Source organism: Pseudomonas sp. BS3767, from assembly GCF_900099665.1.
GTDB lineage: Bacteria > Pseudomonadota > Gammaproteobacteria > Pseudomonadales > Pseudomonadaceae > Aquipseudomonas > Aquipseudomonas cerasi.
This window is the reverse complement of the sequence record NZ_FNCX01000005.1, coordinates 95,366-117,107: the sequence shown is the minus strand read 5'-3', so window position 1 is coordinate 117,107 and position 21,742 is coordinate 95,366. Positions and strand designations below refer to the sequence as shown.

The following is a 21,742-nucleotide window of genomic DNA, read 5'->3' as shown; positions in this document are numbered from 1 at the left end:
GTTCAACCTCGTCTGGCGTATTTGCGTTTGATGCGCTGCTGCCAGTCGCCCGCGTTCTCGCGCAGGCACTGCTCTTCGCAGTCGACATGCACATGAGCCGCTGGATTCGACAGGCTGACCTGTGCATCGTCAAGTGCCTCTACCGTAAGACCGATCATCCGCTCGCCCAACCCGCGCTCCAGTGCAGCGTTCTTGTCAGCCAGCGTGTCAAACACCCATACCACCTGCAGGCTGGCCGGGAACGCCGCGTAATCGACTTCATGAGTCAGCCAGCAAAAACCGGGCATCTCGGCCTTGGCGGTCTCGCAGGCGTGCGTCAGTGCGCTCACCAGACGCCGATCTGTCTGGGCCTGTTCGCGTTTGCTGGATGGCATGGGGGACCTTGGAGTGTAGAGAGAAAGATGGTCACGATACCTGATTGCTGGTTTTGCTTACAGTTTGAGGCAATCAAGAACGTGAAAGCTGTGCTTCGAGTTGGCCTGCAAATCAGGTTAAGCACATAATTATAAGGTCTTGTTTATTTTTAAATGTTTCAGTATGACTTATCCTTCATGGTCTTCAGATAAAGACGATAGCGTTAACATGTGCCGTTCGGGCATCCTTGTGTGCCTTGACTTATTGCTTGTCGAGCTGGCGACGTTTTAATATCGGCTAAGGAGTATTCAGTGATGGTTTTTCATAAAGGTGTGTTTGGCGCATTATTTGTAGGTGTCAACACTTGATATGCTAGTGGCGCTGTTAATGATTCAGTGTTGAGTTGTAAGCTCTGCGAGAATTTCTCTTGAATTCTCTTGGGTGAGTTATAGGAAAAAAGTTTTCAGCCTAAAAAAATCAGTTACTATAAGTCTTTTGTTAAATGTACACAGGGAGTGGTGCTATGGCGTTTGATACTTATATGCAGATCGAAGGTATTCCTGGCGAGTCTCTTGACGCTGTATTTAAAGATTGGATAGAGCTTTCGGATTTTGATGTTGGTGCAAGCCAGTCAGCGTCGGCGACGACAACAAGCGCTGGCGGGGCAAGCAGCGGGCGAGCCAGTATGAGCGATTTCTTTTTCCGTAAAGCTGTTGATAAATCTACCCCCAAGCTCCATGAGGCTTGCTGCAGTGGTAAGCATTTCAAAGAGGTTACTATCGCTGTAAATCGTGCAGGTACGGAAAAAATAAAATATCTAGAGATAAAGCTTGAAGAGGTAATAATTTCTTCGGTATCTCTGAATGGTAATGGCTCGATTGAAAGTGGTTTTCCAACTGAAACAGTGCGCCTTAATTATGGGCGCATAAAAATGCTCTATACCCAGCAGAAGCGATCCGATGGTCAAGGCGGCGGACAAGTAGCGGGTGGTTGGGATGGTATAAAAAGTAGAGTCTACGCCTAGTTTTGCCAAAGAAGGGTGTTACATGTCGGAAAATACCAATAATCCTAATGTTGCATATTGCAGCTTTTCATTAAATAGTGAATCCGTGAGCACCTTACGTTGTGGCCAAGCTAGCGATGAAGCGTTCTCGGGTATGGGGGCTCCATTTGTTAACAATCCTCAATATCAGTCTGTTCAGGGGAAAGGTGCAATTCCAACTGGGCGATATTTTATTGTTGATCGGCAAAGTGGGGGCAGGTTCGGTTGGGTTAGAGAGCCGTTACAAGACTTTTTGGCTGGCACAGACAGAGGAGAGTGGTTTGGTCTCTACAGAGATGACGGGGAAGTTGATGATCAGACAACTGTTGATAATATACGGCGTGGCGCGTTTAGGCTCCACCCCGTCGGGCCGCGTGGTGTAAGCGAAGGCTGCGTTACTCTTAACTCTCAGATTGGTTTCGATGAGCTTAAGAAGTATCTTCGCAGCCAGAGGGGGGCGGTTATTGATGGAACGAATCTCAAGTACTATGGGATAATAGATGTGGTCGATGCTGGCGAGAAGAATTCCAAATGAAGAAGATAATAAAACTCATCGTAATGGGTATTTTGGTTTCGCTACTGGCTACGCTGCTCACTAAGTGGGTTGTCGCTTTAGGCTTTATTGGCTGGCTTCTTGGAACTGAAACAGGCCTCGATATGTATGCTTCAGCAGTGAGTGCGCTAGGCATAATCGGTGGCGAGGATGGAGAGTTCCTGATTCTTGCCTTAATGGTATTCGTAATGCTGGTTCCATCGGCGTTTCTTGTATGCGCTGCAGCTAAAAGGCTTCATACGTTCAGAGCAGAACGGCAGTCAGCAGCTAATAAGAGAGCTGGCAGATAATACGCAGTGCTGCCTGATTTCACACGGCTATCATTCAAGCCATGCAGCGTTATCTTGTAGGATGACGTTCGGCCGCAAGGCCGGCGCCATTCCAAAAATAACAAGGAGACGCATGATGGATTTCTCAACCTCAAGCCCCGCTCTGGAGCCAAGCCGTCGGAGCTTTCTGAAAAAATCGCTGGCCGTTTCAGCAACCGTTGCCGCCATCGGCGCATTGCCGCGTCTTTCCAGCGCTCAGCCGCTGACCCAGCGCTATCCCGACCCGTTGGTCCGTGTGCTGGATGACAGCTTTACTGACATACGAATATTCAATGCCAGCGTCGAGAAGCTGGCCAGCGGCATGCGCTGGGCCGAAGGGCCGGTGTGGATCGGAGACGGTCGCTACTTGCTGGTCAGCGATATCGCCAACAATCGCATCATGCGCTGGGACGAGGTAACGGGTGAGCTGTCGGTGTACCGCGAGCACTCGAACTTTTCCAATGGCATGTGCCGCGACCGTCAGGGCCGGTTGCTGGTTTGTGAGGGGTCGAGCACCACCACCGAAGGGCGGCGGGTGACGCGTACCGAGTACAACGGGCGTATCACCGTGCTGGCCGACAGCTTCGAGGGCAAACCTTTCAATTCGCCCAACGACATCGCCTGCAAACGTGATGGTTCTATCTGGTTCACCGACCCTACCTTTCAGGCCGAAAGCAACTATGAAGGTCAAAAGGTCAAGCAGGAGCAACCCTTCGGCGTCTATCGCATAGACCCCTCGAACGGCAAGGTCTCCAGGGTTATCGATGATCTGGCCGGTCCGAATGGTCTGTGCTTTTCGCCGGACGAGAAAACCTTGTATGTGGTCGAAGGGCGGGCCAAACCCAATGGCCTTATCTGGTCTATAGCGGTCAAGGAAGATGGCACGCTGGGCGAACGGCGCAAGCACATCGAAGGTCTGGACTACGCGGCCATCGACGGCATCAAGTGCGACGAAAGCGGCAATCTGTGGTGCGGCTGGGGCGGCAATGGTGACCCCAAGGCGGATATGGAGAAACTCGACGGCGTGCGCGTGTTCAACCCTCAAGGCAAGGCCATCGGCCACATCAGCCTGCCCGAACGCTGCGCCAACATCTGCTTCGGCGGGCGAGAGGGTAATCGGCTGTTCATGGCCAGCAGCCATTCGCTTTATTCGGTGTTCGTCAACGCGCGCGGTGCCACGTTTGCCTGACGGTGTGTGACCCGATGACGGCGCCTGGCATGACGCGTCGTCAATCGGGTCGAACCCCCCGGGCTGTGCCCGGTCTGTTCCTGTAATCACTTTCAGGGATAGTTAATTATGTCGGCGCAACGCGGCCTTGTTCTACTTGCACGGGGCGGTTATGCCGCCCGTGGTGTTGTTTATCTGATTATCGGTCTGTTCGCGGTACTGGCGGCGCAAGGCTCATCGCAGCCTGCCGACAGCCACAGCAGTCTTGAAGCGCTGTTGAGCCAGCCATTCGGCGGTGTTCTGGTCGGGGTGGTGATCGTCGGCCTGCTGGCGTTTGCGGCATGGCGTGTCTTGCAGGCTACCCGGGACGTTGATCATCATGGCCGCGAATTCAAAGGGCTGGTGATTCGCGGTGGTCTGTTGGTGGGCGGCTTTACGTACGGCGCACTGGCGTTCTTCGCCCTTGGCCTGCTGGTCAGTGGGCTGAAGAGCTCCGGTGGCTCATCGGACGGTGGTCAGGCCAAGGACCTGCTGGCAGCCATTCTGTCCTGGGATCACTCCAATCTGCTGGTCTACGTGGTCGCCCTGGTGCCCCTGGGGTTGGGCATTGTGCACATCATCAAGGGCTACAAGGCTTCCTTCGAGAAGTATTTCGAGGCCGACGAGGACGTCATGAAGTACGTGCGTCCGGTATCGCGCTTCGGCTTGATCGCCCGGGGCGTGGCATTCATTGAAATTGCCGTGTTACTGGCGGTAAGCGGTTCCAGTTATCAGGCCATGCACCCGCCGGGCATGAAGGACGCGCTCAACGGTTTGCAGGATTTGCCCGCAGGTGGCCTGGTATTGCTGATTGTGGCGCTCGGGCTGATTGCGTTTTCGGTGTACAGCTTCGCGCAGGCGGCCTGGCGCCGGATCAATATGGACGTGCCTGATGCGCCGGAAGCCGTGGCGCGTCATTTCCGCTGACTCTACCACCCCGTCAGGGACGCGGAAAACTAACCGCTGCGTGTCAATGCACAGCATTGGCACGCATTCAGGTGGATTTGCGTGTAATTGTCAGCCTCGATGTGCCGATACGCTTACCGGCAAGTCAGATCCGAATATCCTGTGGTCCGCGGATCTGGGCTTCGATGCGTGTGCCGGTCAGGCGCTCTTCGTTGGAGAAGCCGTCGTAGCTGGACAGATCGCCAAAACGGATACCGGTGAGTTGCTCGATCTGCGCCACGCTGCGTTGCCAGGTTTTGAGCGGGCCGAACATGATGTCCAGCTTACCCAGCTCGCGGGTCTGGTCGATCATATAGGCGCTGGCCGAAGGCTTGCCGTCATCGCCGAGAAACGCCACGACTTTCCAGAATGCCGAAGGGATTTTGACATTGCGGTAGCTGCGGTCGTCGTCGCGCAGCACGGGGCCGGTAAACACCGTTACCCGTGACTTCCAGCGTCGTGTGTTGTCGAGAATGTAGTCCTCCAGCTCCAGCCAGGTCTTCTGATTGAACGCACCCATCTGCGGCGAGCAGTTGGTGAAGTGGAAGGTATCGCTGTTGGCAACTTCGGCTTCCTTGCCCCAGTTAGGGTCCTGACGCCGAACCAGATGGCCGCGATCCAGCAGGTTGTCGGCGTACACACTTTCGCCAATCTGCGCCTCGGCGGGCAGGCGACCGTCAAATGCCCAGGAATCCTTGCTGCGTTTGACCTCTACGCTGTTGGCACCATCAATGTTGACGCCGACATACAGCGCCAGACGCCGACTGCGCGACATGGTGATGGAAAAGTGCGTGTAATCGAGGCGATTACCGGTGTTCTTTAACGGGTAGACATCAGGCGCAAGTTCTTCGTCGGTGGTCGGCCAGGGCACGATGAAATCACCAAGGAAGTTCTCGGCGTAGCCGGTGCGTTTTTTCAAGTCGCTTGCCGGTGTAGTGCGTGGTGCGGCCAACGCCTGAGGTTCCAGCAGCGTGGTAGTCGACGTCAGCGGTTTGAGGTCGGCAAGGCGGGGCCGGTAGGCGAGATCGATGGCGAACTTCTTGTCAGGCACGGTGCTGGCTCCTGTGTGTGGATTGAATGTCCTCAGTTCACCATAGACGCGTTACAGAGCGGCGTCAGGCCTGACGTTCAACGTGATCGTCTGCGGATTCGGCAATATCCGTTAAATAAGCTTAAGTATCTGGCAACGTGCGTCGATAAGCTCTTGAATAAGAGCAATCCGCAGCTCGCGTTATTTCATTGACCGGAGGGGCTACAGGATGTCGATAAAACTACGTCTGTTCTTGCTGATAGGCACCAGTGTGCTGACCGTCATGATCATCAGCCTGGTCAACTACCTGGGTAATACGCGCATGGAGGCGGCGATGCTCGACAGTGAAGTCAGCATGGCTGCACTGGGCAATCACCTCGAAGCCGACATGATGCACGATGCGCTGCGCGCCGATGTGCTGTCAGCGATGCTGTTCGGCCTGGGCAAGAGCAACAGTACGCGCGACGAAGTGCAGGCATCCCTCAAAGAGCATGCCGCGCTGTTTCGCAAGGTCGTGGGCGATAACCTGCAATTGCCGCTCACTGATGCCATCAAGGCAGAGCTGAGCAGGATAAAGCCAAGCCTCGACGCTTATATCAGCGCAGGCGAGCGAATTGTCGGGCTGGCCATCGACAGCCCGGACCGCGCGCAGCAAGAGCTGGGTACTTTTTCCAGTGCCTTCACGCAGTTGGAGGGGCAGATGTCGAGCTTGAGTGACCTGATCGAGGGCAACGCCAAAGCCAGCGGCGAACGCACCCGTCAGACCACTCTTAGTGCCAATGTCACCTTGGTAGTCGTGCTTTCGATCAGTATTTTGCTGCTGCTGGTGCAGGGGCATTGGGTGACGCGCAGCATCATGATCCCGCTCGCGTCCGCCAGCCGTATTGCCGACAGTATTGCCCATGGCAACCTGCGCGAACCCATCGCCGAGTCAAGTGGCCGTGACGAAGCCAGCATGCTGATTCGCAGCCTGGCGATCATGCAGCGTGATCTGCGCAGCATGATCGAAGTGGTGCGCAGCAATGCCAATGACGTCAGTGGCATGAGCCGTCAGCTCAGCAGTGGTTGCCATGAGGTGGCCGACAGCAGCCGGCAACAGAGTTCAGCAGCTGGCACCATGTCGGCGGCGACCAGCGAGATGACCGCAAGCATTGAAGAAATCACCCGACATGCGGGGCAGGCACTGGATATGGCCAGTCAGGCAGAATCCCTGGCCAAGAACGGCGGTAAGGTGATCCATCAGGTGGTCAGTGACATGGACAGCATTGCCCGTTCGGCACAGCAGTCGGCTCAGGTGATCCGCACGCTGGACAAGGATTCAGAAGGCATCTTCAATATTATTCAGGTCATCAAGGGCATTGCCGACCAGACCAACCTGTTGGCGCTCAACGCGGCCATCGAAGCTGCCCGCGCTGGCGAGCAGGGCCGTGGTTTTGCCGTGGTGGCCGACGAGGTGCGCAGCCTGGCAGGGCGCACCAGTGCTTCCACTCAGGAAATAACCACCATGGTCGCGCGCATTCAGCAGAGCACCCGCGAGGCGGTTACCAGCATGGAAGCCGGCGTGGCCCAGGTCGACAAGGGCATGGCGGTCACCGCTGAAGTGGAGCGTGCGATCAGCGATATCCTGGATGCCACATTGAGCACCACGCAGTTGGTCAATGACATCACCCGTACCATTGGCGAGCAGAGCCTGGCCAGCAACGAAATCGCCCATCAGGTAGAAATGATTGCCAGCATGTCCGAGGGCAATAGCCGTGTCATCGGCCAGACAGCCAGTACCACTGATGAACTGTCGTTGATGGCCGGGCAGCTTTCACAATCGGTTGATCGCTTTCAACTGTGATATCAAATTGCCCAGCTCTGCAGTACTCTGCGGCGCGAAAAGCGCCGCGAGCTGTGTGGTCGAAGTTTTCCGCCTCCGCTGAAGGCGAACGCATTAAAGCTTTGGTCGCGACAGACGTTAACCATCGCATGAGAATCACCCTTGTACCCGGGAGCAGGAAAATGCAGACGTTAAAGGCTTTGTACGAGTCAGTTGAAAAGCAGTTTTTCAACACGCTGACCAAGAAGCTATCAAGCCTTTTCCTGCTGGTCCTGGTCAGCGCCTTTCTGTATTGGGTGGCGCTGAACATTCGTTCCGATATCATGCTGCAATTGCGCGGCACGCAAACGGACCCTGCCGCGCTGGGCGTGATCCAGAGTCAGCTCGATCTGCTGAGCAACGCAATTCTGCTGAGCACCCTGTTCACGCTGGTCATGGTCAGCTTCATGGTGTGGTATTTCCGCCACCTGATCGTGCGTCCGGTGATGTCCATGACTCGCGCGCTCGAAGAGGTCGCCAGTGGCGAAGGTGATCTATCAAGGGATCTGCCGCTGCTCACCCATGATGAAATTCGCGGGCTGGCCAGTACCTGCAATCTCTTTCTGGCCAAACAGCGCGAGATCATCAGCAGCATTCAGGGGCTGACTGTGCAGATCGCCGTCGAGTCGGCGCGTTCGCTGAAGAACATCAGTGACTCCAGCGACAGCGCGACCGATCAGGCACGCTTCGCCAGAGAAGTGATGGACCAGAGCAATATGGCAGTGGGCAGCATCGAGGATGTTTCGCAGCAGACCCAGGGTATTTCCAGCACCACTGCGCAGAATCTGAGCATGGCACGCGACTCTTACGCCGAACTGCTTGAGGTGACCGGCAATATCAGCCAGATATCCACCAGTCTCAACGAGTTCGGTGGGCTGGTCTCCGGCCTGAACGAGCGTTCATCAAGCATCAAGTCGATTGTCGGGCTGATTCAGCAGATTTCTTCGCAAACCAACCTGCTGGCGCTCAATGCGGCCATCGAAGCGGCGCGGGCGGGGGAGAGTGGTCGAGGTTTTGCGGTGGTGGCCGACGAGGTGCGCACGCTGGCGCAAAACGTCAGCAAAGCCACTGACGACATCTCGCGCAACATCGACGCGATGCTTCAGGAAGTCAGTTCCACACACGAACAGACCATCCAGATCAGCCACAGCGCCCGTGAAACCCAACTGGTGGTGGAGCGCGCATCCGGCCATTTCGAGAGCATGATCGGCGATTTCGAGTCGACCAACGACAAGCTCGCCGACATCGCTGCACACATTCAGCAGTTCGCCTCTACCAACACGGGGATCAATGAACGGGTAACGCGGATCTATTCCGATAGCCAGGCCATCGATCAGCGCATGCAGCATTCCGCAACGGCTACTCGGGATCTGTCCAGTGTGGCTGAGCAAGTGCAGGCGCTGCTGGGGCGTTTCGTGCTTGGGCATGGCGAACTGGATGCAGCGATCACTCGCGCCAGTCAGTGCCGTGACATTCTGCAAGTACGCCTGGCCGAGCTGCACAAACAGGGCGTCAATCTGTTCGATCAGAGTTACAAGCTGATTCCGGGCACAGACCCCAAACAATACACCACCGGTTACACCGAGCGTTTTGCGCAAGTCTGCCAGGAAGAATGCGACAAGCTGACCAAGGGCACACGCGGCGGCAAGGTCACCTTCATCGTCGACAGCAAAGGCTATTGCCCGGTCAACAACAGTTGGGTATCGCAAAAGCCTACCGGCAACCGCGAAGTCGATCTGCCGGTGTGCCGCAACAAACGCATGTTCTCCGACCCGATTGGTCTGCGCGCCGCAGGCAACAAGCAGCGTTTTCTGTTGCAGACTTATTTGCGCGATACCGGGGAGATCATGACCGAAATCGATGTGCCGTTCTTTTTCGAGGGGCGCCACTGGGGCAACTTGCGGATGGGCTTCGACGCAGCGCTGCTGTTGGGCAAGTGACCTAAGATGCCAGGGCCTGCGCCATGCGCAGGCTGATGGCGTTTTTCAGCCCAGAAGGTGTTGGGAGATGTACCTGGATATCTGAACGATTGAGGTCTTGCCGGTGAATTCGAATTTTACCTTGCCGACCGCCGAGAAGTAGATTTCCAGTTCAGAGTCCAGGTCGAACGTACCCGACGTCTCGACCGACCACGCCACGATGTTCTTGTACGGCAAGGAGGTGAAGTCCTTCTTGCTGCCTGTCAGCCCCTGGACGTTGACCGCAATGATGCGTTTGCTCGTGAACACTACGCCATCACGCATGGACTTGTAGGCATCGATAACCTCTTCGCCGTCGAGCAGCAGGTCCTTGACCCGGTCCGCGTATTCGTCATTCTGTTTGAGTTTGAAGAAGCCCTTGTTGTTGAAGTCGATCATCTGTCTATCCTTGAATATCTGTTCGGGGGGGGTACGCGACGTGCGCAGCCAGGTGTCCGAAGCCGCCGCAGAATAACATCGCTCAACCTGTCTCATGTATTTGCGACATGGATATTCAGGCTGGCCGTCCCCCAAACGACTGAACGTTTGCGCCAATAAAAGCTCCATTTTCAAGCGGCGCTGATTTCCAGAACGCCACCGGAGGTGTGACTTTGAACATTCAAGACCTGACCAAACATGTAAAGGATCAAACGGTTCGTGAACTCGATCTGATCTCCATGGAAGGCGGTTCCTACGTGCTGCACGCAAAGCTCGAGGGCAAGTCTGTGCCAGTGGAAGATTCGAGCGGAAAAACCCTGCACGTTGCTTCGGTGGAAGAGGCGCGCAAGGTGCTGTCTTCGGTGTCTGACGTAAAACTGTTCATGACCCAGGCCGTGGCGCATGACGAAATGGTCGGTCTGGACGATGTTCAGGCACAAACTTCGCGGCACGAGATACCCCTGCGCTCGAGTCTGTGATGTCGATCAGGCGTTGTTGCGCCTGATCGCAACGCACTTGATTTCGAGCAACAACCCGGGGTGCGCCAGTTCGGCAACGCCGATGCAGGTCCAGGCGCACTGGCCACGCGGGAATATGCGGTTTTTTACTTCACGAAAGACCGCCATGTGTTCGCTCATGGCGACATGGTAAGTCGTCATGTCGACTATATCCTCGAAGGTGCAACCGCCCTCGGCGAGCACCGTGCGCAGATTCTCCCAGCAGGCGATGAATTGCGCCTCCGGGTTGAGGATGACTTCCATATCCCGCGTGCGCCCCACCTGGCCCGCGCAGTACAGGGTATCCCCAACCCTGACCGCAGGTGCATAGCCTGCACGGTCCATGATCGACTGCATGGTGGACGGAATGATGAGCTCTCGGTCTGACATGTTGTAACACCTGTTCGTAACGCTTGAATGTGCAATGGCTGATCTGGTTATCGCTGTTCCGGCCTACGCCTTGGCGGCCGGTCTGGCAGCGCGCCGCGGCTTTTTCGCCGCAGTATCCGTCGTGGCGGTGGAGGTCTTGGCGGCGCGTTTAGTGGTATTGCGCTTTTTCTTCCAGGGCGGTTTAACGCCTGCCGGGCTGGCTGGTCCGCTGATACTCATACGCATGCCGACGCAACGGCTGACCTGTTTGCTCATCCACGCCGCCTGTTTGGCGACGAACTCTTCAAGGCTCATTTCGCCGCTCTGGACCATGTCCAGCGCCTGTTCCCAGATGGCGGTGGTGCCCGGATCGGCGATGGCACGGGGCACGGCGTCGATCAGGCTGAAGGCTGCCGGTGCTGCGCACAGCGACTTGCCTTGCTTGGTCAGGTAGCCACGGTCCAGCAGGCCTTGAATGATCCCGGCGCGGGTGGCTTCGGTGCCAATGCCGGTGGTGTCCTTGAGCTTCTGTTTGAGCAGCGGGTCTTCCACCAGTCTGGCGACGTTCTTCATTGCCTTGATCAGGTCTCCCTCGGTGAACGGCTTGGGCGGCTGGGTCCAGAGGTCCTTGAGGATGACCTCGGCGACCGCACACTCGCAGCCCTGAAACAATGCCGGCAACGGCTGCGGGGCAGGCGCTTCGCGACCCTTGGCCGGGGCCAGCGCTTCGGGCATCGCACGCTTCCAGCCTGGCTCGACAATCTGCTTGCCCACCGCACGCAGCGCGTGGCCTGCACAGTCGAAGTCAGCCTGGGTGCGATCGAATTCATGGTTGGGCAGAAACTGCGCCAGGTAACGCGCCCTGATCAGGGTATACACCGCTCGCGGTTTGCCGGTCAGACGTTCTACGCCGCGCACCGCCGCGGTGGGAATGATGCCGTGGTGGGCTGTCACTTTGCTGTCATTCCAGGCCCGTGATCGACGTTGTGGGTCGAGGTGCGGCGACAGGCCTGCCAGCGCAGGATCGGCCTTGCACAGCGCCGCGATAATGCCTGCGGCCTCACCATGCTGACTGTTCGGCAGGTACCCGCAATCGCTGCGCGGATAGGTGATGACCTTGTGGGTTTCATACAGGGACTGGGCGATGTCGAGGGTTTCCTGCGCGCCGAGCCCGAGCTTCTTCGAACAGATTTCCTGCAGGGTGCCCAGGTCGAACGGCAAAGGCGCCGCTTCGCGAATGCGCTCGGTGCGCAGCTTGACCAGTCGTGCGCTGGCCGCGCCGCGCATGTCGTGCGCAGCCTGTTGCGCAAGCGCTTGGTTCAGGCAACGGTCCTGGTCGTCGCAGGCATCCGATGGTGCGCGCCACTGGGCGATGAACGCCTGATTGTCATGCAGCAGCCTGACGTCGATAGCCCAGTAGGGCGCCGGGACGAAGTCGGCGATGCTGCGATCACGGTCTACCACCAGTCGCAGGGTCGGGGTTTGTACCCGACCTACTGGCAACACGCCCTGATAACCGGATTGTCGACCCAGCAGTGTAAACAGGCGACTCATGTTCATGCCTATCAGCCAGTCGGCGCGTGATCGACCCAGCGCCGAGTGATACAGGCTGAACGTATCGGCACCGGGCTTGAGCGCCGCCAGCGCCTTGCGGATCGAGGCGTCATCCAGTGCCGACAGCCACAAACGCTGAATCGGCCCGCGATAGCGACAGTGCTCGATCAGTTCGCGGGCGATCATTTCGCCCTCACGGTCGGCGTCGGTGGCGATCACCAGTTCCCGGGCTTCACTCAGCAGCCGCTTGACTGCCTTGAACTGGCTGGCGGTTCTGGGCTTGACCAGCATTTTCCATTTTTCCGGCACGATGGGCAGGTCCTCCAGTACCCAGCGTTTGTAACGTGCATCGTAGGCGTCGGGCGGGGCGGTTTCCAGCAGGTGGCCGATGCACCAGGTGACCGTCGCATTGGCACCCACCCAGCAGCCGTCGCCACGCCGGGTTGCGCCGAGCGCAGCCGCAATGTCTTTGGCCTGGGAAGGTTTTTCGCAGAGAAACAGCCGCATGACTACCGTCGTCGATTACCGGTGCAAGGGCTGCAAGGATGAACGTTGAATGCGTAGCGGGCAAGGTTTATCTGTATGGATATACAGATAAACGCGCTATACGGCCTCAAAAATGGACCGCCTGACGCCATGCCCGCATACGCTGGTCAGCCTGGAGAATTGCTTTTGGTTCAGTTCAGTAATTCGGAGAACGCCTTGTCTGCTTCCAGCACCGCCGGCAACCCGGCAAACAGCGCGTCCAGATCGATGCCTTCCATCAGCGGACCGCCTGACGCCTGCTGCGCCTGAGGTGTCGCGCCGCCGTGGGCCTCCAGCGCATCCGAAATGGTAATGGCCTGGGCGACGATCCTCGGCAGCGATGCGTCAGCCGGTGCCCTCATCGGCGTTGCCTGATAGGCGATAGCCTGTTGAATAACCTTGGGCAAATGCCAGCGACTGGCCAGCTCTGCGCCGACTTCCGGGTAGCTGAAACCCAGTTGCAGGGTTTCGCTGGCCGCACGTCCTGGCGTCCCGGCTTTGGCGGCGTTGTTCAGGCGTTCGGCAACATCGGGCGCGCCGGTCTGGATCAGCAACTCACCGATGTTATGCATCACCCCGCAGGTAAAGGCGATTTCAGGATCGGCGCCCGTCTGTTTCGCCAGCATCCGGCAGATCCCTGCTACCTGAAAGCTTTTCAGCCAGAACCCCTTGAGATCAAAACTCGGCCCGGCCTTGAATGCACCGGTCACTGCCGAGGCCATCACCAGCGTACGCAGCGTATTGAAACCCAGGCGCATGGCCGCGTCTTCGATACTCGAGGATTCCCTTGAGCCGCGAAAGCGCGCCGAGTTGGCCAGACGCAATACCTTGGCCGCAATCACCGGGTCTTTCTCTATATTGCGCGCAATGCTTTCCAGGTTCGAAGAGGGATTGTCAAATTGCAGCATCAGATCCTGAGCCACTTTGGGAATACTCGGGAGGCTATGCAAACCGTCAAAAAGTTGCTCGATACTTGGCATGGCGAGACCATCCTGTGCAGGGCGGGGGATGATTTCAACCATAGCCAGTTTTTCCTGTTCTGCACGCTTGAGTGTCGATTGTGGGAAGGGCGTCTCGACCTGCGACGAAAAAAATAATCAAGGACTCGTGGATCGCGCCGATATGGCGATACAAGCGTCTCTGTAAGGTTTCGATACTCGGACCTGCCTGGTGATTGACGCCGTGGCAGACGTATCGGCTCCGGTTGCTGAACGGCCTGTGGGTTGTAATGTGAAATAGACGGCACTGTTGTGAAGTTTGATTGGCGATCCAGAGATCGTCCTTATTGGTTTTTTGCCGTGGAAGTAACCGCTATGAAAAGTCTGGGTTTCAGCAAAAAGATTCTTCTCGCCGCTGCATTGATTGTGGTCGTGGCGTTCAGTGTATTCATTGTCGTCAATGACTATCGACAGCGTCAGTCGCTCAAATCCAGCGTCAAGTCCGAGTTGCAACAACTGGGTACGCTCACCACGCAGAACATTCAAACCTGGCTGGAAAGCCGCATGCAATTGCTGCAATCGATGTCGCAGCAAATCGCCGCGGATGGCAAGGAACTGCCCCAGTTGCAACGCGCCATCGGCCTGCCTGCCTACAGTGACAGTTTTCAGCTGAGCTACTTTGGCAGCACCGATGGCGTGATGTTCTCGGTGCCGTCCGCCAATCGCCCATCTGACTACGATCCGCGTGCACGTGGCTGGTACAAGGCGGCACAGAATGCCCCCGGCACCATTGTGACCGAACCCTACATCGCGGCATCTTCCGGCAAGCTGGTCATGACCATGGCCACACCGGTCAAGTTCCAGAATCAGTTCGTGGGCGTGGCCGGTGCCGATATCGCTCTGGACAACGTCACCAAGATCATCAACTCGCTGAACTTCGATGGCCATGGTTATGCGTTTCTGGTCAGCGCCGACGGCAAGATTCTGGTGCACCCGGACAGCAAACTGGTGCTCAAGAACATCAGTGAAGCCTACCCGACCAATACGCCGAAAATTGCTGCCGGGGTGAGTGAAATCGACTCCGGTAAAAAGCCCGAGATCATTTCCTTCACGCCCGTTCAAGGTGTCTCGACGGCCAACTGGTACGTGGCACTGGTACTGGAGCAGGATTCCGCCTACGCCATGTTGACCGAGTTCCGTACCTCGGCCATCACTGCGATGGTGGTTGTGGTGATGGTGATCATCCTGTTGCTGGGCCTGTTGATCCGGGTGTTGATGCAACCCCTGCATCAGATGGGCCGCGCGATGCGTGATATCGCCGATGGCGAGGGCGATCTGACCAAGCGTCTGGCCATCACTTCGCAGGATGAATTCGGCGCACTGGCCGAGTCGTTCAACCATTTTGTCGAACGTATCCATACCTCGATCCGCGAAGTGGCTTCGACTGCCGCGCAATTGGGCGAGGTTGCCACCCGGGTGGTCAAGGTCTCCAACGCGTCGATGGGCAACTCCGACCAGCAGGCCAATCGCACTGAAAGCGTGGCAGCGGCGATCAACGAATTGGGTGCCGCTGCCCAGGAAATTGCCCAGAATGCGGCGCGCACCTCGCAGCAGTCGAGCGATGCTAGCGGCCTGGCCAGCGACGGTCAGAACGTTGTGCAGCAGACTATCAAGGCGATGAACGAGCTGTCCGGCAAGATCAGCGAGTCGTGCGTGAACATCGAAAGCCTGAATGGCAAGACCGCCAACATCGGGCAGATTCTCGAAGTGATCACCAGCATTTCCCAGCAGACCAACCTGCTGGCGCTCAACGCCGCCATCGAAGCGGCGCGTGCCGGTGAAGCAGGGCGCGGGTTTGCGGTAGTGGCCGACGAGGTGCGCAACCTGGCGCACCGCACTCAGGATTCTGCCCAGCAAGTACAGACCATGATCGAAGAGCTGCAGGTCGGCGCTCGCGAAGCAGTGACCAACATGACCGAGAGCCAGCGTCAGAGCGAGGACAGCGTCGGCATCGCCAACCTGGCCGGCGAGCGTCTGAGCAGCGTGACCCGCCGCATCGAAGAGATCAACGGCATGAACCAGTCGGTCGCGGCGGCAACTGAAGAGCAGACCTCGGTGGTTGAGTCGATCAATGTCGACATCACTCACATCAACACCCTCAACCAGCTGGGCGTCGACAACCTGCGCCAGACCCTGGATGCCTGCAACTCGCTGGAAGAGCAGGCTGCGCGTCTGCAGCAACTGGTGGGCAGCTTCAGGATCTGATCCGGCTGCGTTTGCGCCGCTCCGCAGTACCGGGAGCGGCTGCCTGGGCTTCTTTCAGTCCCAATGCTTCAGCGTGGCAATGCAGCGGATGAGGGTCCCACCGCTGTCCGTTGCCACACGATTCGTGACAAACTGTTATCACTTGGTCACTCGCGGTTCATGACGCTGCAACAACACAGGTTCAGTTTGGTTGACAACCAAATGCGACCTGTCCCGGGTCGTGCACAGACCGAGAAGCCTCATGAACGAAGCCATTCATGTACAAGGCCTGAACAAGACCTTTTCCCACAAAAGCGCTCTCATTGATCTCGCGTTGTCTATACAACCTGGTGAGATGGTCGCGCTGATTGGCGCTTCCGGTTCGGGCAAGTCAACGCTGCTTCGGCATCTCGCCGGTCTGGCGTGCTGTGATCGCAGCAATGGCGGTCAGGTTCAGGTATTGGGCCGCGAGGTTCAGTCCTCCGGCCGCCTCAACAGCCAGGTGCGACGTCTGCGCGCCGATATCGGTTATATCTTCCAGCAATTCAATCTGGTCAATCGCCTCAGCGTGCTGGACAACGTCCTGCTCGGTTGTCTGGGGCGCATGCCACGCTGGCGCGGCAGTCTGGCGCTGTTCAACAACGAGGAAAAACAGCGTGCAATGGCCGCGCTGGAAAGGGTCGGGCTGGCGGACCTTGCCGCGCAACGGGCTTCGACCCTGTCCGGCGGGCAGCAGCAGCGGGTAGCGATTGCCCGCGCCTTGACCCAGCGCGCCGAAGTGATCCTCGCCGATGAACCGATTGCCTCACTGGACCCGGAATCGGCCCGCCGCGTCATGGAAATCCTCGCCGACATCAACCGCCGCGACGGCAAGACGGTCGTGGTGACCCTGCATCAGGTCGATTATGCCGTGCGCTATTGCCCGCGTGCGGTGGCGCTCAAATCCGGGCGTATTCATTTTGATGGCCTGGCGCAGGAGCTCAGCAAACAGTTCCTCAACGACCTCTACGGTGCAGACGCGGACGCGAGTCTGATGATCACCGAACGAAGTCGGCGCGTGCGGCAAAAAGCCAGCCTGACGCTGGCCAAGGTCTGACGTCCTTTCAACATCCCCCACCTGACATTTTCCGGAGAGCCTGCATGTTCAAGCGTATCGGTCGTCTTCTCGCCTCTGCCGCCTTGCTGACTGCCTGCGCGTTGGGCACCGTCCAGGCCGCAGAAGAAAAAGCCATCAATTTCGGCATCATGTCCACCGAGTCTTCGCAAAACCTGAAAAGTATCTGGCAGCCGTTCCTTGATGACATGAGCCGCAAGACCGGTCTCAAGATCAATGCCACCTTCGCTTCGGACTACGCCGGCCTTATTCAGGGCATGCGCTTCAACAAGGTGGACGTGGCCTGGCTGGGCAACAAGGCGGCGATGGAAGCGGTGGACCGCTCCAACGGCGAGATCTTTGCCCAGACCTCCGCCGCCAACGGTGACGCGGGTTACTGGAGCCTGCTGATCGTGCGCAAGGACAGCCCGATCAATAGCGTCGAAGACATGCTCAAGAATGCCAAGAGCCTGACCTTCGGCAACGGCGACCCGAACTCCACCTCGGGCTATCTGGTGCCAGGTTATTACGTGTTTGCGAAAAACCACGTCGATGCGTCCACTGCCTTCAAGCGCACCTTGAACTCCAGTCATGAAGTCAACGCCCTGAGTGTTGCCAAGGGGCAGCTGGACGTTGCGACCTTCAATACCGAAAGCTGGGATCGCCTGGCTGTGACCCAACCCGACAAGGTCGAGCAACTCAAGGTGATCTGGAAATCGCCGCTGATCCCGGCCGACCCGATTGTCTGGAGCAAGGCGCTGTCGGACCAGGACAAGGCAAAGATTCGTGAGTTCTTCACCAGTTATGGCAATACCGATGAAGAGAAAACCGTCCTGAAGAACATGCAGATGGGCAAGTTTCTCAAGTCCAGCGATGACCAATTGCTGCCCATCCGCCAGCTCGAACTGTTCAAGCAGCGCACCGAAGTGGCTGCCAGCACCACGCTGGACGCCCAGGAGAAAACTGCCCGTCTCAAGGATATCGATGCCAGCCTGAGCAAGTTGCAGGAGCGTATCACTGAGCTGAACCAGAAAACCGCAGGCAGCTCCGCAGGTTGAGCCAGCCGTTCACGATCAGGAGTTCGTCATGACCACTCACGTTGCCTACGCCCAGGTTGCAGGCAAACCCAACTGGTCCCGTTATCTGGGCTGGGGCCTGTTGCTCGCTGCACTGGCCTGGGCCTGGCAGGGCGCAGAAATGAACCCGATGGCACTGGTTCGCGACTCGTCGAACATGGCCACATTCGCCGCCGATTTCTTCCCTCCGGACTTCCGTGAGTGGCGCAGCTACCTCAAGGAAATGCTGGTGACTATCCAGATCGCCCTTTGGGGTACGACGCTGGCGATTGTCTGCTCGATACCGTTGGGCATCCTGTGCGCCGAGAACATCACGCCGTGGTGGATTCATCTGCCGCTGCGGCGCTGCATGGACGCTTTTCGTTCGATCAACGAGATGGTGTTCGCGATGCTGTTTGTGGTCGCCGTCGGGCTGGGGCCGTTCGCCGGGGTGCTGGCACTGTGGATCAGCACCACCGGGGTCCTCGCCAAACTGTTCGCCGAAGCTGTCGAAGCCATAGAGCCCGGACCTGTCGAAGGGGTGCGCGCCACCGGTGCCAGCGCCTTGCAGGAAGTCATCTACGGGGTCATTCCGCAGGTCATGCCGCTGTGGATCTCCTATGCTCTATACCGGTTCGAATCCAATGTGCGCTCGGCAACCGTGGTCGGGATGGTCGGCGCAGGGGGCATCGGGGTTATCCTCTGGGAAAACATTCGCGCCTTTGCGTTCGTCCAGACCAGCGCCGTGCTGCTGGTGATCATCGTTGTGGTAAGCGTCATCGACATCATGTCGCAGCGCCTGCGCAAGCAATTCATCTGACAGAAGAGGGGTGTTCAATGAACACTTTTTTTAACCATGCAGTTGTCTAGACAAGCTGAGCCGATGTACCTGGAACTGGCCGAGACGCTGCGTGACGAGCTGGCCACGTACCTGCCTGGCGATTACCTGCCCGCCGAGTTTCAGCTGGCCGAACGCTTCAGCGTCAACCGCCACACGATTCGCCGTGCTGTCGACGAACTGGTCCGCGAGGGCAGTGTGCTGCGCCGGCAGGGCAAGGGCACTCAGGTACTGGAACGCCCGTTGATCTACCCGATGCAGGCCGAAAGCGCCTATAGCAAGTCGCTGTCGGCGCAGGGCATCGGGGTCGAGGCCGTGCTGCTGGTGCGCCGCGAATGCATCGCCAGCCAGGAAGATGCGCTGCATCTGGGGCTGGCCGAGCATGCGCCACTGATTGAACTGCAGACCTTGCGCAAGCTGGACGGGCAGGCCGTGAGTCTGATCTGCCATCGCTACAGCGCCCGTTACAGCGAGTTGCTGGCTGAGTATCAGGGCGGCTCGGTGCGCCAGTACCTGGCCGAGCGCGAGTTGCCGTTGAGCCGTGCACAGAGCCTGATCGGTGCACGCTTACCGTCCCGCGGAGAGGCCGGGTTGCTGCTGATGCCCCGACACATGCCTGCGCTGACGGTGTTGACGGTTTCGTGTGACCGGTCGGGGCGGCCCGTAGAGCTTTCACGCTCGGTCAGCCGTTCAGACCGCTTCCAGTACCAAGTGGCATTCAACCCGATTGCCGACAGCCAGATGGCTGGCCACCCAACGACGGACTGACCCCGAGGTGTTCCATGCAAGCATCCCCTGAAACAGCCGCACGTCAACACTGGATGGGCGTCTTGGCACGTGCCCATGTCGATGAGCCGAGTCGCGAGCGATTGCAGCGTCACGAAGCGGCGTTGCGCGACACCGATTACCAGATGATCCGCGCTCCGGAAATCGGCATGACCCTGGTGCGGGGCCGTATGGGCGGCACCGGTTCAGCTTTCAACCTCGGCGAAATGAGTGTGACGCGCTGTGTGGTGCGTCTGGCCGATGGTCGCACCGGCTACAGCTATCTGGCCGGACGCGACAAGCGCCACGCCGAACTGGCGGCTCTGGCCGACGCGCATTTGCAGGGCGCGCAGCAGGCCTGGTGGCTGTCCGAACTGATCGAGCCGCTGGCGCGTGCGCAAGCCGAGCGTCGGGCGCGCAAGGACGCGGAGGCCGCTGCCACCAAAGTCGAATTCTTTACCCTGGTCCGAGGAGAAGACTGATGAATGCCGTCCTTTTGAAACCTGCCTTCACCGATCCGGTACTGGATGCCCAACGCAGTTTTCGCGTCGCCCTCAAGGCGTTGTCCGGGCCGGGCGTGATTCAGACCCTGCCCACCGCGCACCAACCGCCGGCCTTGCAGGGCCTGGACAGTGCAACCCATGCCCTGTGCCTGGCGTTGCTGGACCTGGACACGCCAGTGTGGCTGGCACCGGCATTCGATACCCCGGCGATTCGCGCAAACATTGCCTTTCATTGCGGCAGCCCGATTGTCACTGACCGGCACGCGGCCCGCTTCGCGTTGCTCGATGCATCGACTGCTCTGCAACTGCACGATTTCGATACCGGCAATGATCGCTACCCGGATCAATCCTGCACCTTGCTGACCCAGCTGCCTGACCTGGAAGGCGGGCGGATGCTTGCCTGGAGCGGTCCCGGCATCGAGCGACACCATTCGGTGGCGCTGCCGCTGGATGAAGGTTTCTGGGCCGCACGTGAAGCACGTAATGTCTTCCCTTGCGGGCTGGATGTGTTCTTTATCTCTGGCAATCGACTGCTCGGCTTGCCACGCAGCACCCGCGTGCAGGAGTGTGCCTGATGTACGTCGCGGTCAAGGGTGGCGAACAGGCCATCGATAACGCTCACCGTCTGCTGGCCAGCAGGCGTCGTGGCGACACCGGCATTGCCGAACTCGACGTCGAGCAGGTCCGCCAGCAACTGCCGCTGGCGGTCGCGCGGGTCATGAGCGAGGGTTCGCTGTACGACCCGCAACTGGCTGCGCTGGCGATCAAGCAATCGGCGGGCGATCTGATCGAAGCGATCTTCCTGCTGCGCGCCTATCGCACCACGCTGACGCGCTTCTGCGCCAGCCTGCCCATCGACACCTCGAACATGCAGCTCAACCGTCGCCTGTCGGCCACGTTCAAGGACGTCCCCGGCGGTCAATTGCTGGGGCCGACCTTCGACTACACCCACCGCCTGCTGGATTTCACCTTGCTGGCCGAAGGCGAGCACCCGGGCCCGGAAGTTACCCCGCACGCCACCCTTGAGCCCTGTCCGCGAGTGCTCGGGTTGCTGGCCAAGGAGGGGCTTATGAAGCCCGAAGTCGACGACGGTGAGCGCGTGGCGGACATCACCCGCGAACCGCTGGAGTATCCGTCCAGTCGTGCCCAGCGCCTGCAGGCGCTGGCGCGTGGCGATGAGGGGTTCCTGCTGGCGCTGGGTTATTCGACCCAGCGCGGTTATGGCCGCAATCACCCGTTCGCCGGGGAAATCCGCATCGGCGAGGTGGAAGTCTGGATCGAACCTGAAGAACTGGGCTTCCCGATTGCGATTGGCGACATCGAAGTCACCGAATGCGAGATGGTCAATCAGTTCGTCGGCTCGGCCAGCGAACCCGCGCAGTTTACCCGGGGTTACGGCCTTGCCTTCGGCAACGCGGAGCGCAAGGCGATGGGCATGGCGCTGGTGGACCGCTCGCTGCGCGCCGAGGAATTCAACGAAGAAGTCCGCTCACCGGCCCAGCAGGAAGAGTTCGTCCTGGCGCATTGCGACAACGTCGAAGCGGCGGGTTTCGTCTCGCACCTCAAGCTGCCGCATTACGTCGATTTCCAGTCCGAACTGGAGTTGATCCGCAAGCTGCGCAAGTCTGCACCGAAACCGGGGAGCGACCAATGAGTAATGCACCG

At 58.5% G+C, this 21,742-nt stretch carries 22 protein-coding genes and 2 pseudogenes; 18 read left to right on the top strand and 6 right to left on the bottom strand.

Annotated elements, in window-relative coordinates:
* Positions 1-2: 2 nt before the first annotated feature.
* The gene (locus BLR16_RS15980) at positions 3-374 is read right to left on the bottom strand and encodes a hypothetical protein (protein ID WP_003432947.1); all 372 of its coding nucleotides are present in this window, start codon (positions 372-374) and stop codon (positions 3-5) included.
* Positions 375-877: 503 nt separating this feature from the next.
* Here BLR16_RS15980 and BLR16_RS15975 point away from each other — a divergent pair.
* From BLR16_RS15975 to BLR16_RS15955, 5 genes are all read left to right on the top strand, one after another.
* On the top strand, positions 878-1,378 hold the full coding sequence (locus BLR16_RS15975; protein ID WP_003432945.1) for an Hcp family type VI secretion system effector: 501 nt from the start codon (positions 878-880) through the stop codon (positions 1,376-1,378).
* Positions 1,379-1,400: 22 nt separating this feature from the next.
* On the top strand, positions 1,401-1,931 hold the full coding sequence (locus tag BLR16_RS15970; protein WP_074808212.1) for a DUF2778 domain-containing protein: 531 nt from the start codon (positions 1,401-1,403) through the stop codon (positions 1,929-1,931).
* Positions 1,928-2,239: a hypothetical protein gene (locus tag BLR16_RS15965; protein WP_074808209.1), complete on the top strand. Its 312-nt coding sequence runs from the start codon at positions 1,928-1,930 to the stop codon at positions 2,237-2,239. Before BLR16_RS15970 ends, BLR16_RS15965 begins: the two co-directional genes overlap by 4 nt.
* A 115-nt stretch (positions 2,240-2,354) precedes the next feature.
* Positions 2,355-3,446 (top strand): SMP-30/gluconolactonase/LRE family protein, encoded by a 1,092-nt coding sequence (locus BLR16_RS15960; RefSeq protein ID WP_074808204.1) that lies wholly within the window; start codon positions 2,355-2,357, stop codon positions 3,444-3,446.
* A 108-nt stretch (positions 3,447-3,554) separates the two neighbouring features.
* Positions 3,555-4,391: a DUF1206 domain-containing protein gene (locus BLR16_RS15955; RefSeq protein WP_003423890.1), complete on the top strand. Its 837-nt coding sequence runs from the start codon at positions 3,555-3,557 to the stop codon at positions 4,389-4,391.
* Positions 4,392-4,515: 124 nt separating this feature from the next.
* Here BLR16_RS15955 and BLR16_RS15950 read toward each other — a convergent pair whose 3' ends face one another.
* Positions 4,516-5,460: a DNA/RNA non-specific endonuclease gene (locus tag BLR16_RS15950; RefSeq protein ID WP_003367137.1), complete on the bottom strand. Its 945-nt coding sequence runs from the start codon at positions 5,458-5,460 to the stop codon at positions 4,516-4,518.
* A 208-nt stretch (positions 5,461-5,668) separates the two neighbouring features.
* Between BLR16_RS15950 and BLR16_RS29315 the strand changes: the two are divergent.
* The 3 genes and pseudogenes from BLR16_RS29315 to BLR16_RS15940 all read left to right on the top strand — a co-directional run.
* Positions 5,669-6,424: pseudogene (locus tag BLR16_RS29315) on the top strand (MCP four helix bundle domain-containing protein); the annotation flags it as partial.
* Positions 6,419-7,282 (top strand): methyl-accepting chemotaxis protein, encoded by an 864-nt coding sequence (locus BLR16_RS29310; protein WP_371124462.1) that lies wholly within the window; start codon positions 6,419-6,421, stop codon positions 7,280-7,282. The pseudogene BLR16_RS29315 and the gene BLR16_RS29310, both read left to right, overlap by 6 nt.
* Before the next feature lie 161 nt (positions 7,283-7,443).
* Entirely contained in the window at positions 7,444-9,240 is a 1,797-nt protein-coding gene (locus tag BLR16_RS15940; protein WP_054081831.1) for a methyl-accepting chemotaxis protein, read from the top strand.
* A gap of 45 nt (positions 9,241-9,285) precedes the next feature.
* On the opposite strand, the gene BLR16_RS15935 is transcribed toward BLR16_RS15940, so the two are convergent.
* Positions 9,286-9,657, bottom strand: a complete 372-nt coding sequence (locus tag BLR16_RS15935) for a PH domain-containing protein (protein ID WP_003367147.1) — start codon at positions 9,655-9,657, stop codon at positions 9,286-9,288.
* 206 nt (positions 9,658-9,863) lie between these two features.
* Here BLR16_RS15935 and BLR16_RS15930 point away from each other — a divergent pair, with 206 nt between their 5' ends.
* Entirely contained in the window at positions 9,864-10,175 is a 312-nt protein-coding gene (locus BLR16_RS15930; protein WP_032609388.1) for a DUF6482 family protein, read from the top strand.
* Between the two features lie 6 nt (positions 10,176-10,181).
* Here the strand turns inward: BLR16_RS15930 and BLR16_RS15925 are convergent, their stop codons facing one another.
* The 3 genes from BLR16_RS15925 to BLR16_RS15915 all read right to left on the bottom strand — a co-directional run bounded on the left by BLR16_RS15925 (position 10,182) and on the right by BLR16_RS15915 (position 13,621).
* Positions 10,182-10,583, bottom strand: coding sequence for a RidA family protein (locus BLR16_RS15925; protein WP_003367150.1), 402 nt, complete (start codon positions 10,581-10,583; stop codon positions 10,182-10,184).
* Between the two features lie 63 nt (positions 10,584-10,646).
* Positions 10,647-12,623 carry a DNA topoisomerase III gene (locus BLR16_RS15920; protein WP_074808200.1) on the bottom strand — a complete coding sequence of 659 codons (1,977 nt, stop codon included), beginning with the start codon at positions 12,621-12,623 and terminating at the stop codon, positions 10,647-10,649.
* A gap of 170 nt (positions 12,624-12,793) precedes the next feature.
* Entirely contained in the window at positions 12,794-13,621 is an 828-nt protein-coding gene (locus tag BLR16_RS15915) for an HDOD domain-containing protein (protein ID WP_032609424.1), read from the bottom strand.
* A gap of 333 nt (positions 13,622-13,954) precedes the next feature.
* Here BLR16_RS15915 and BLR16_RS29305 point away from each other — a divergent pair.
* The 9 genes and pseudogenes from BLR16_RS29305 to BLR16_RS15875 form a co-directional block, all read left to right on the top strand.
* Positions 13,955-14,986 (top strand): annotated as a pseudogene (locus BLR16_RS29305) (cache domain-containing protein); the annotation flags it as partial.
* 93 nt (positions 14,987-15,079) lie between these two features.
* Positions 15,080-15,844 (top strand): methyl-accepting chemotaxis protein, encoded by a 765-nt coding sequence (locus tag BLR16_RS29300; protein WP_371124460.1) that lies wholly within the window; start codon positions 15,080-15,082, stop codon positions 15,842-15,844.
* A 241-nt stretch (positions 15,845-16,085) separates the two neighbouring features.
* On the top strand, positions 16,086-16,919 hold the full coding sequence (phnC, locus tag BLR16_RS15905; RefSeq protein ID WP_044308342.1) for a phosphonate ABC transporter ATP-binding protein: 834 nt from the start codon (positions 16,086-16,088) through the stop codon (positions 16,917-16,919).
* A gap of 44 nt (positions 16,920-16,963) precedes the next feature.
* Entirely contained in the window at positions 16,964-17,974 is a 1,011-nt protein-coding gene (gene phnD / locus BLR16_RS15900) for a phosphonate ABC transporter substrate-binding protein (protein ID WP_058396779.1), read from the top strand.
* A 28-nt stretch (positions 17,975-18,002) separates the two neighbouring features.
* Positions 18,003-18,791, top strand: coding sequence for a phosphonate ABC transporter, permease protein PhnE (gene phnE / locus BLR16_RS15895; protein ID WP_003367163.1), 789 nt, complete (start codon positions 18,003-18,005; stop codon positions 18,789-18,791).
* Between the two features lie 36 nt (positions 18,792-18,827).
* Positions 18,828-19,577: a phosphonate metabolism transcriptional regulator PhnF gene (gene phnF, locus BLR16_RS15890; protein WP_042930461.1), complete on the top strand. Its 750-nt coding sequence runs from the start codon at positions 18,828-18,830 to the stop codon at positions 19,575-19,577.
* Positions 19,578-19,591: 14 nt separating this feature from the next.
* The gene (gene phnG / locus BLR16_RS15885; RefSeq protein ID WP_003367168.1) at positions 19,592-20,056 is read left to right on the top strand and encodes a phosphonate C-P lyase system protein PhnG; all 465 of its coding nucleotides are present in this window, start codon (positions 19,592-19,594) and stop codon (positions 20,054-20,056) included.
* Positions 20,056-20,652, top strand: coding sequence for a phosphonate C-P lyase system protein PhnH (gene phnH, locus BLR16_RS15880; protein WP_074808195.1), 597 nt, complete (start codon positions 20,056-20,058; stop codon positions 20,650-20,652). The genes phnG and phnH overlap by 1 nt, the downstream gene beginning before the upstream one ends.
* Positions 20,652-21,731, top strand: a complete 1,080-nt coding sequence (locus BLR16_RS15875) for a carbon-phosphorus lyase complex subunit (protein WP_044308344.1) — start codon at positions 20,652-20,654, stop codon at positions 21,729-21,731. The genes phnH and BLR16_RS15875 overlap by 1 nt, the downstream gene beginning before the upstream one ends.
* The last annotated feature ends 11 nt before the right edge of the window (positions 21,732-21,742 follow it).

Bases quoted from the DNA above. Each gene is read 5' to 3' on its own strand.
- BLR16_RS15980 (WP_003432947.1), bottom strand. From the start codon at position 374: ATGCCATCCAGCAAACGCGAACAGGCCCAGACAGATCGGCGTCTGGTG.
- BLR16_RS15975 (WP_003432945.1), top strand. From the start codon at position 878: ATGGCGTTTGATACTTATATGCAGATCGAAGGTATTCCTGGCGAGTCT.
- BLR16_RS15970 (WP_074808212.1), top strand. From the start codon at position 1,401: ATGTCGGAAAATACCAATAATCCTAATGTTGCATATTGCAGCTTTTCA.
- BLR16_RS15965 (WP_074808209.1), top strand. From the start codon at position 1,928: ATGAAGAAGATAATAAAACTCATCGTAATGGGTATTTTGGTTTCGCTA.
- BLR16_RS15960 (WP_074808204.1), top strand. From the start codon at position 2,355: ATGGATTTCTCAACCTCAAGCCCCGCTCTGGAGCCAAGCCGTCGGAGC.
- BLR16_RS15955 (WP_003423890.1), top strand. From the start codon at position 3,555: ATGTCGGCGCAACGCGGCCTTGTTCTACTTGCACGGGGCGGTTATGCC.
- BLR16_RS29310 (WP_371124462.1), top strand. From the start codon at position 6,419: ATGCAGCGTGATCTGCGCAGCATGATCGAAGTGGTGCGCAGCAATGCC.
- BLR16_RS15940 (WP_054081831.1), top strand. From the start codon at position 7,444: ATGCAGACGTTAAAGGCTTTGTACGAGTCAGTTGAAAAGCAGTTTTTC.
- BLR16_RS15935 (WP_003367147.1), bottom strand. From the start codon at position 9,657: ATGATCGACTTCAACAACAAGGGCTTCTTCAAACTCAAACAGAATGAC.
- BLR16_RS15925 (WP_003367150.1), bottom strand. From the start codon at position 10,583: ATGTCAGACCGAGAGCTCATCATTCCGTCCACCATGCAGTCGATCATG.
- BLR16_RS15920 (WP_074808200.1), bottom strand. From the start codon at position 12,623: ATGCGGCTGTTTCTCTGCGAAAAACCTTCCCAGGCCAAAGACATTGCG.
- BLR16_RS15915 (WP_032609424.1), bottom strand. From the start codon at position 13,621: ATGCCAAGTATCGAGCAACTTTTTGACGGTTTGCATAGCCTCCCGAGT.
- BLR16_RS29300 (WP_371124460.1), top strand. From the start codon at position 15,080: ATGGGCAACTCCGACCAGCAGGCCAATCGCACTGAAAGCGTGGCAGCG.
- phnC (WP_044308342.1), top strand. From the start codon at position 16,086: ATGAACGAAGCCATTCATGTACAAGGCCTGAACAAGACCTTTTCCCAC.
- phnD (WP_058396779.1), top strand. From the start codon at position 16,964: ATGTTCAAGCGTATCGGTCGTCTTCTCGCCTCTGCCGCCTTGCTGACT.
- phnE (WP_003367163.1), top strand. From the start codon at position 18,003: ATGACCACTCACGTTGCCTACGCCCAGGTTGCAGGCAAACCCAACTGG.
- phnF (WP_042930461.1), top strand. From the start codon at position 18,828: ATGCAGTTGTCTAGACAAGCTGAGCCGATGTACCTGGAACTGGCCGAG.
- phnG (WP_003367168.1), top strand. From the start codon at position 19,592: ATGCAAGCATCCCCTGAAACAGCCGCACGTCAACACTGGATGGGCGTC.
- phnH (WP_074808195.1), top strand. From the start codon at position 20,056: ATGAATGCCGTCCTTTTGAAACCTGCCTTCACCGATCCGGTACTGGAT.
- BLR16_RS15875 (WP_044308344.1), top strand. From the start codon at position 20,652: ATGTACGTCGCGGTCAAGGGTGGCGAACAGGCCATCGATAACGCTCAC.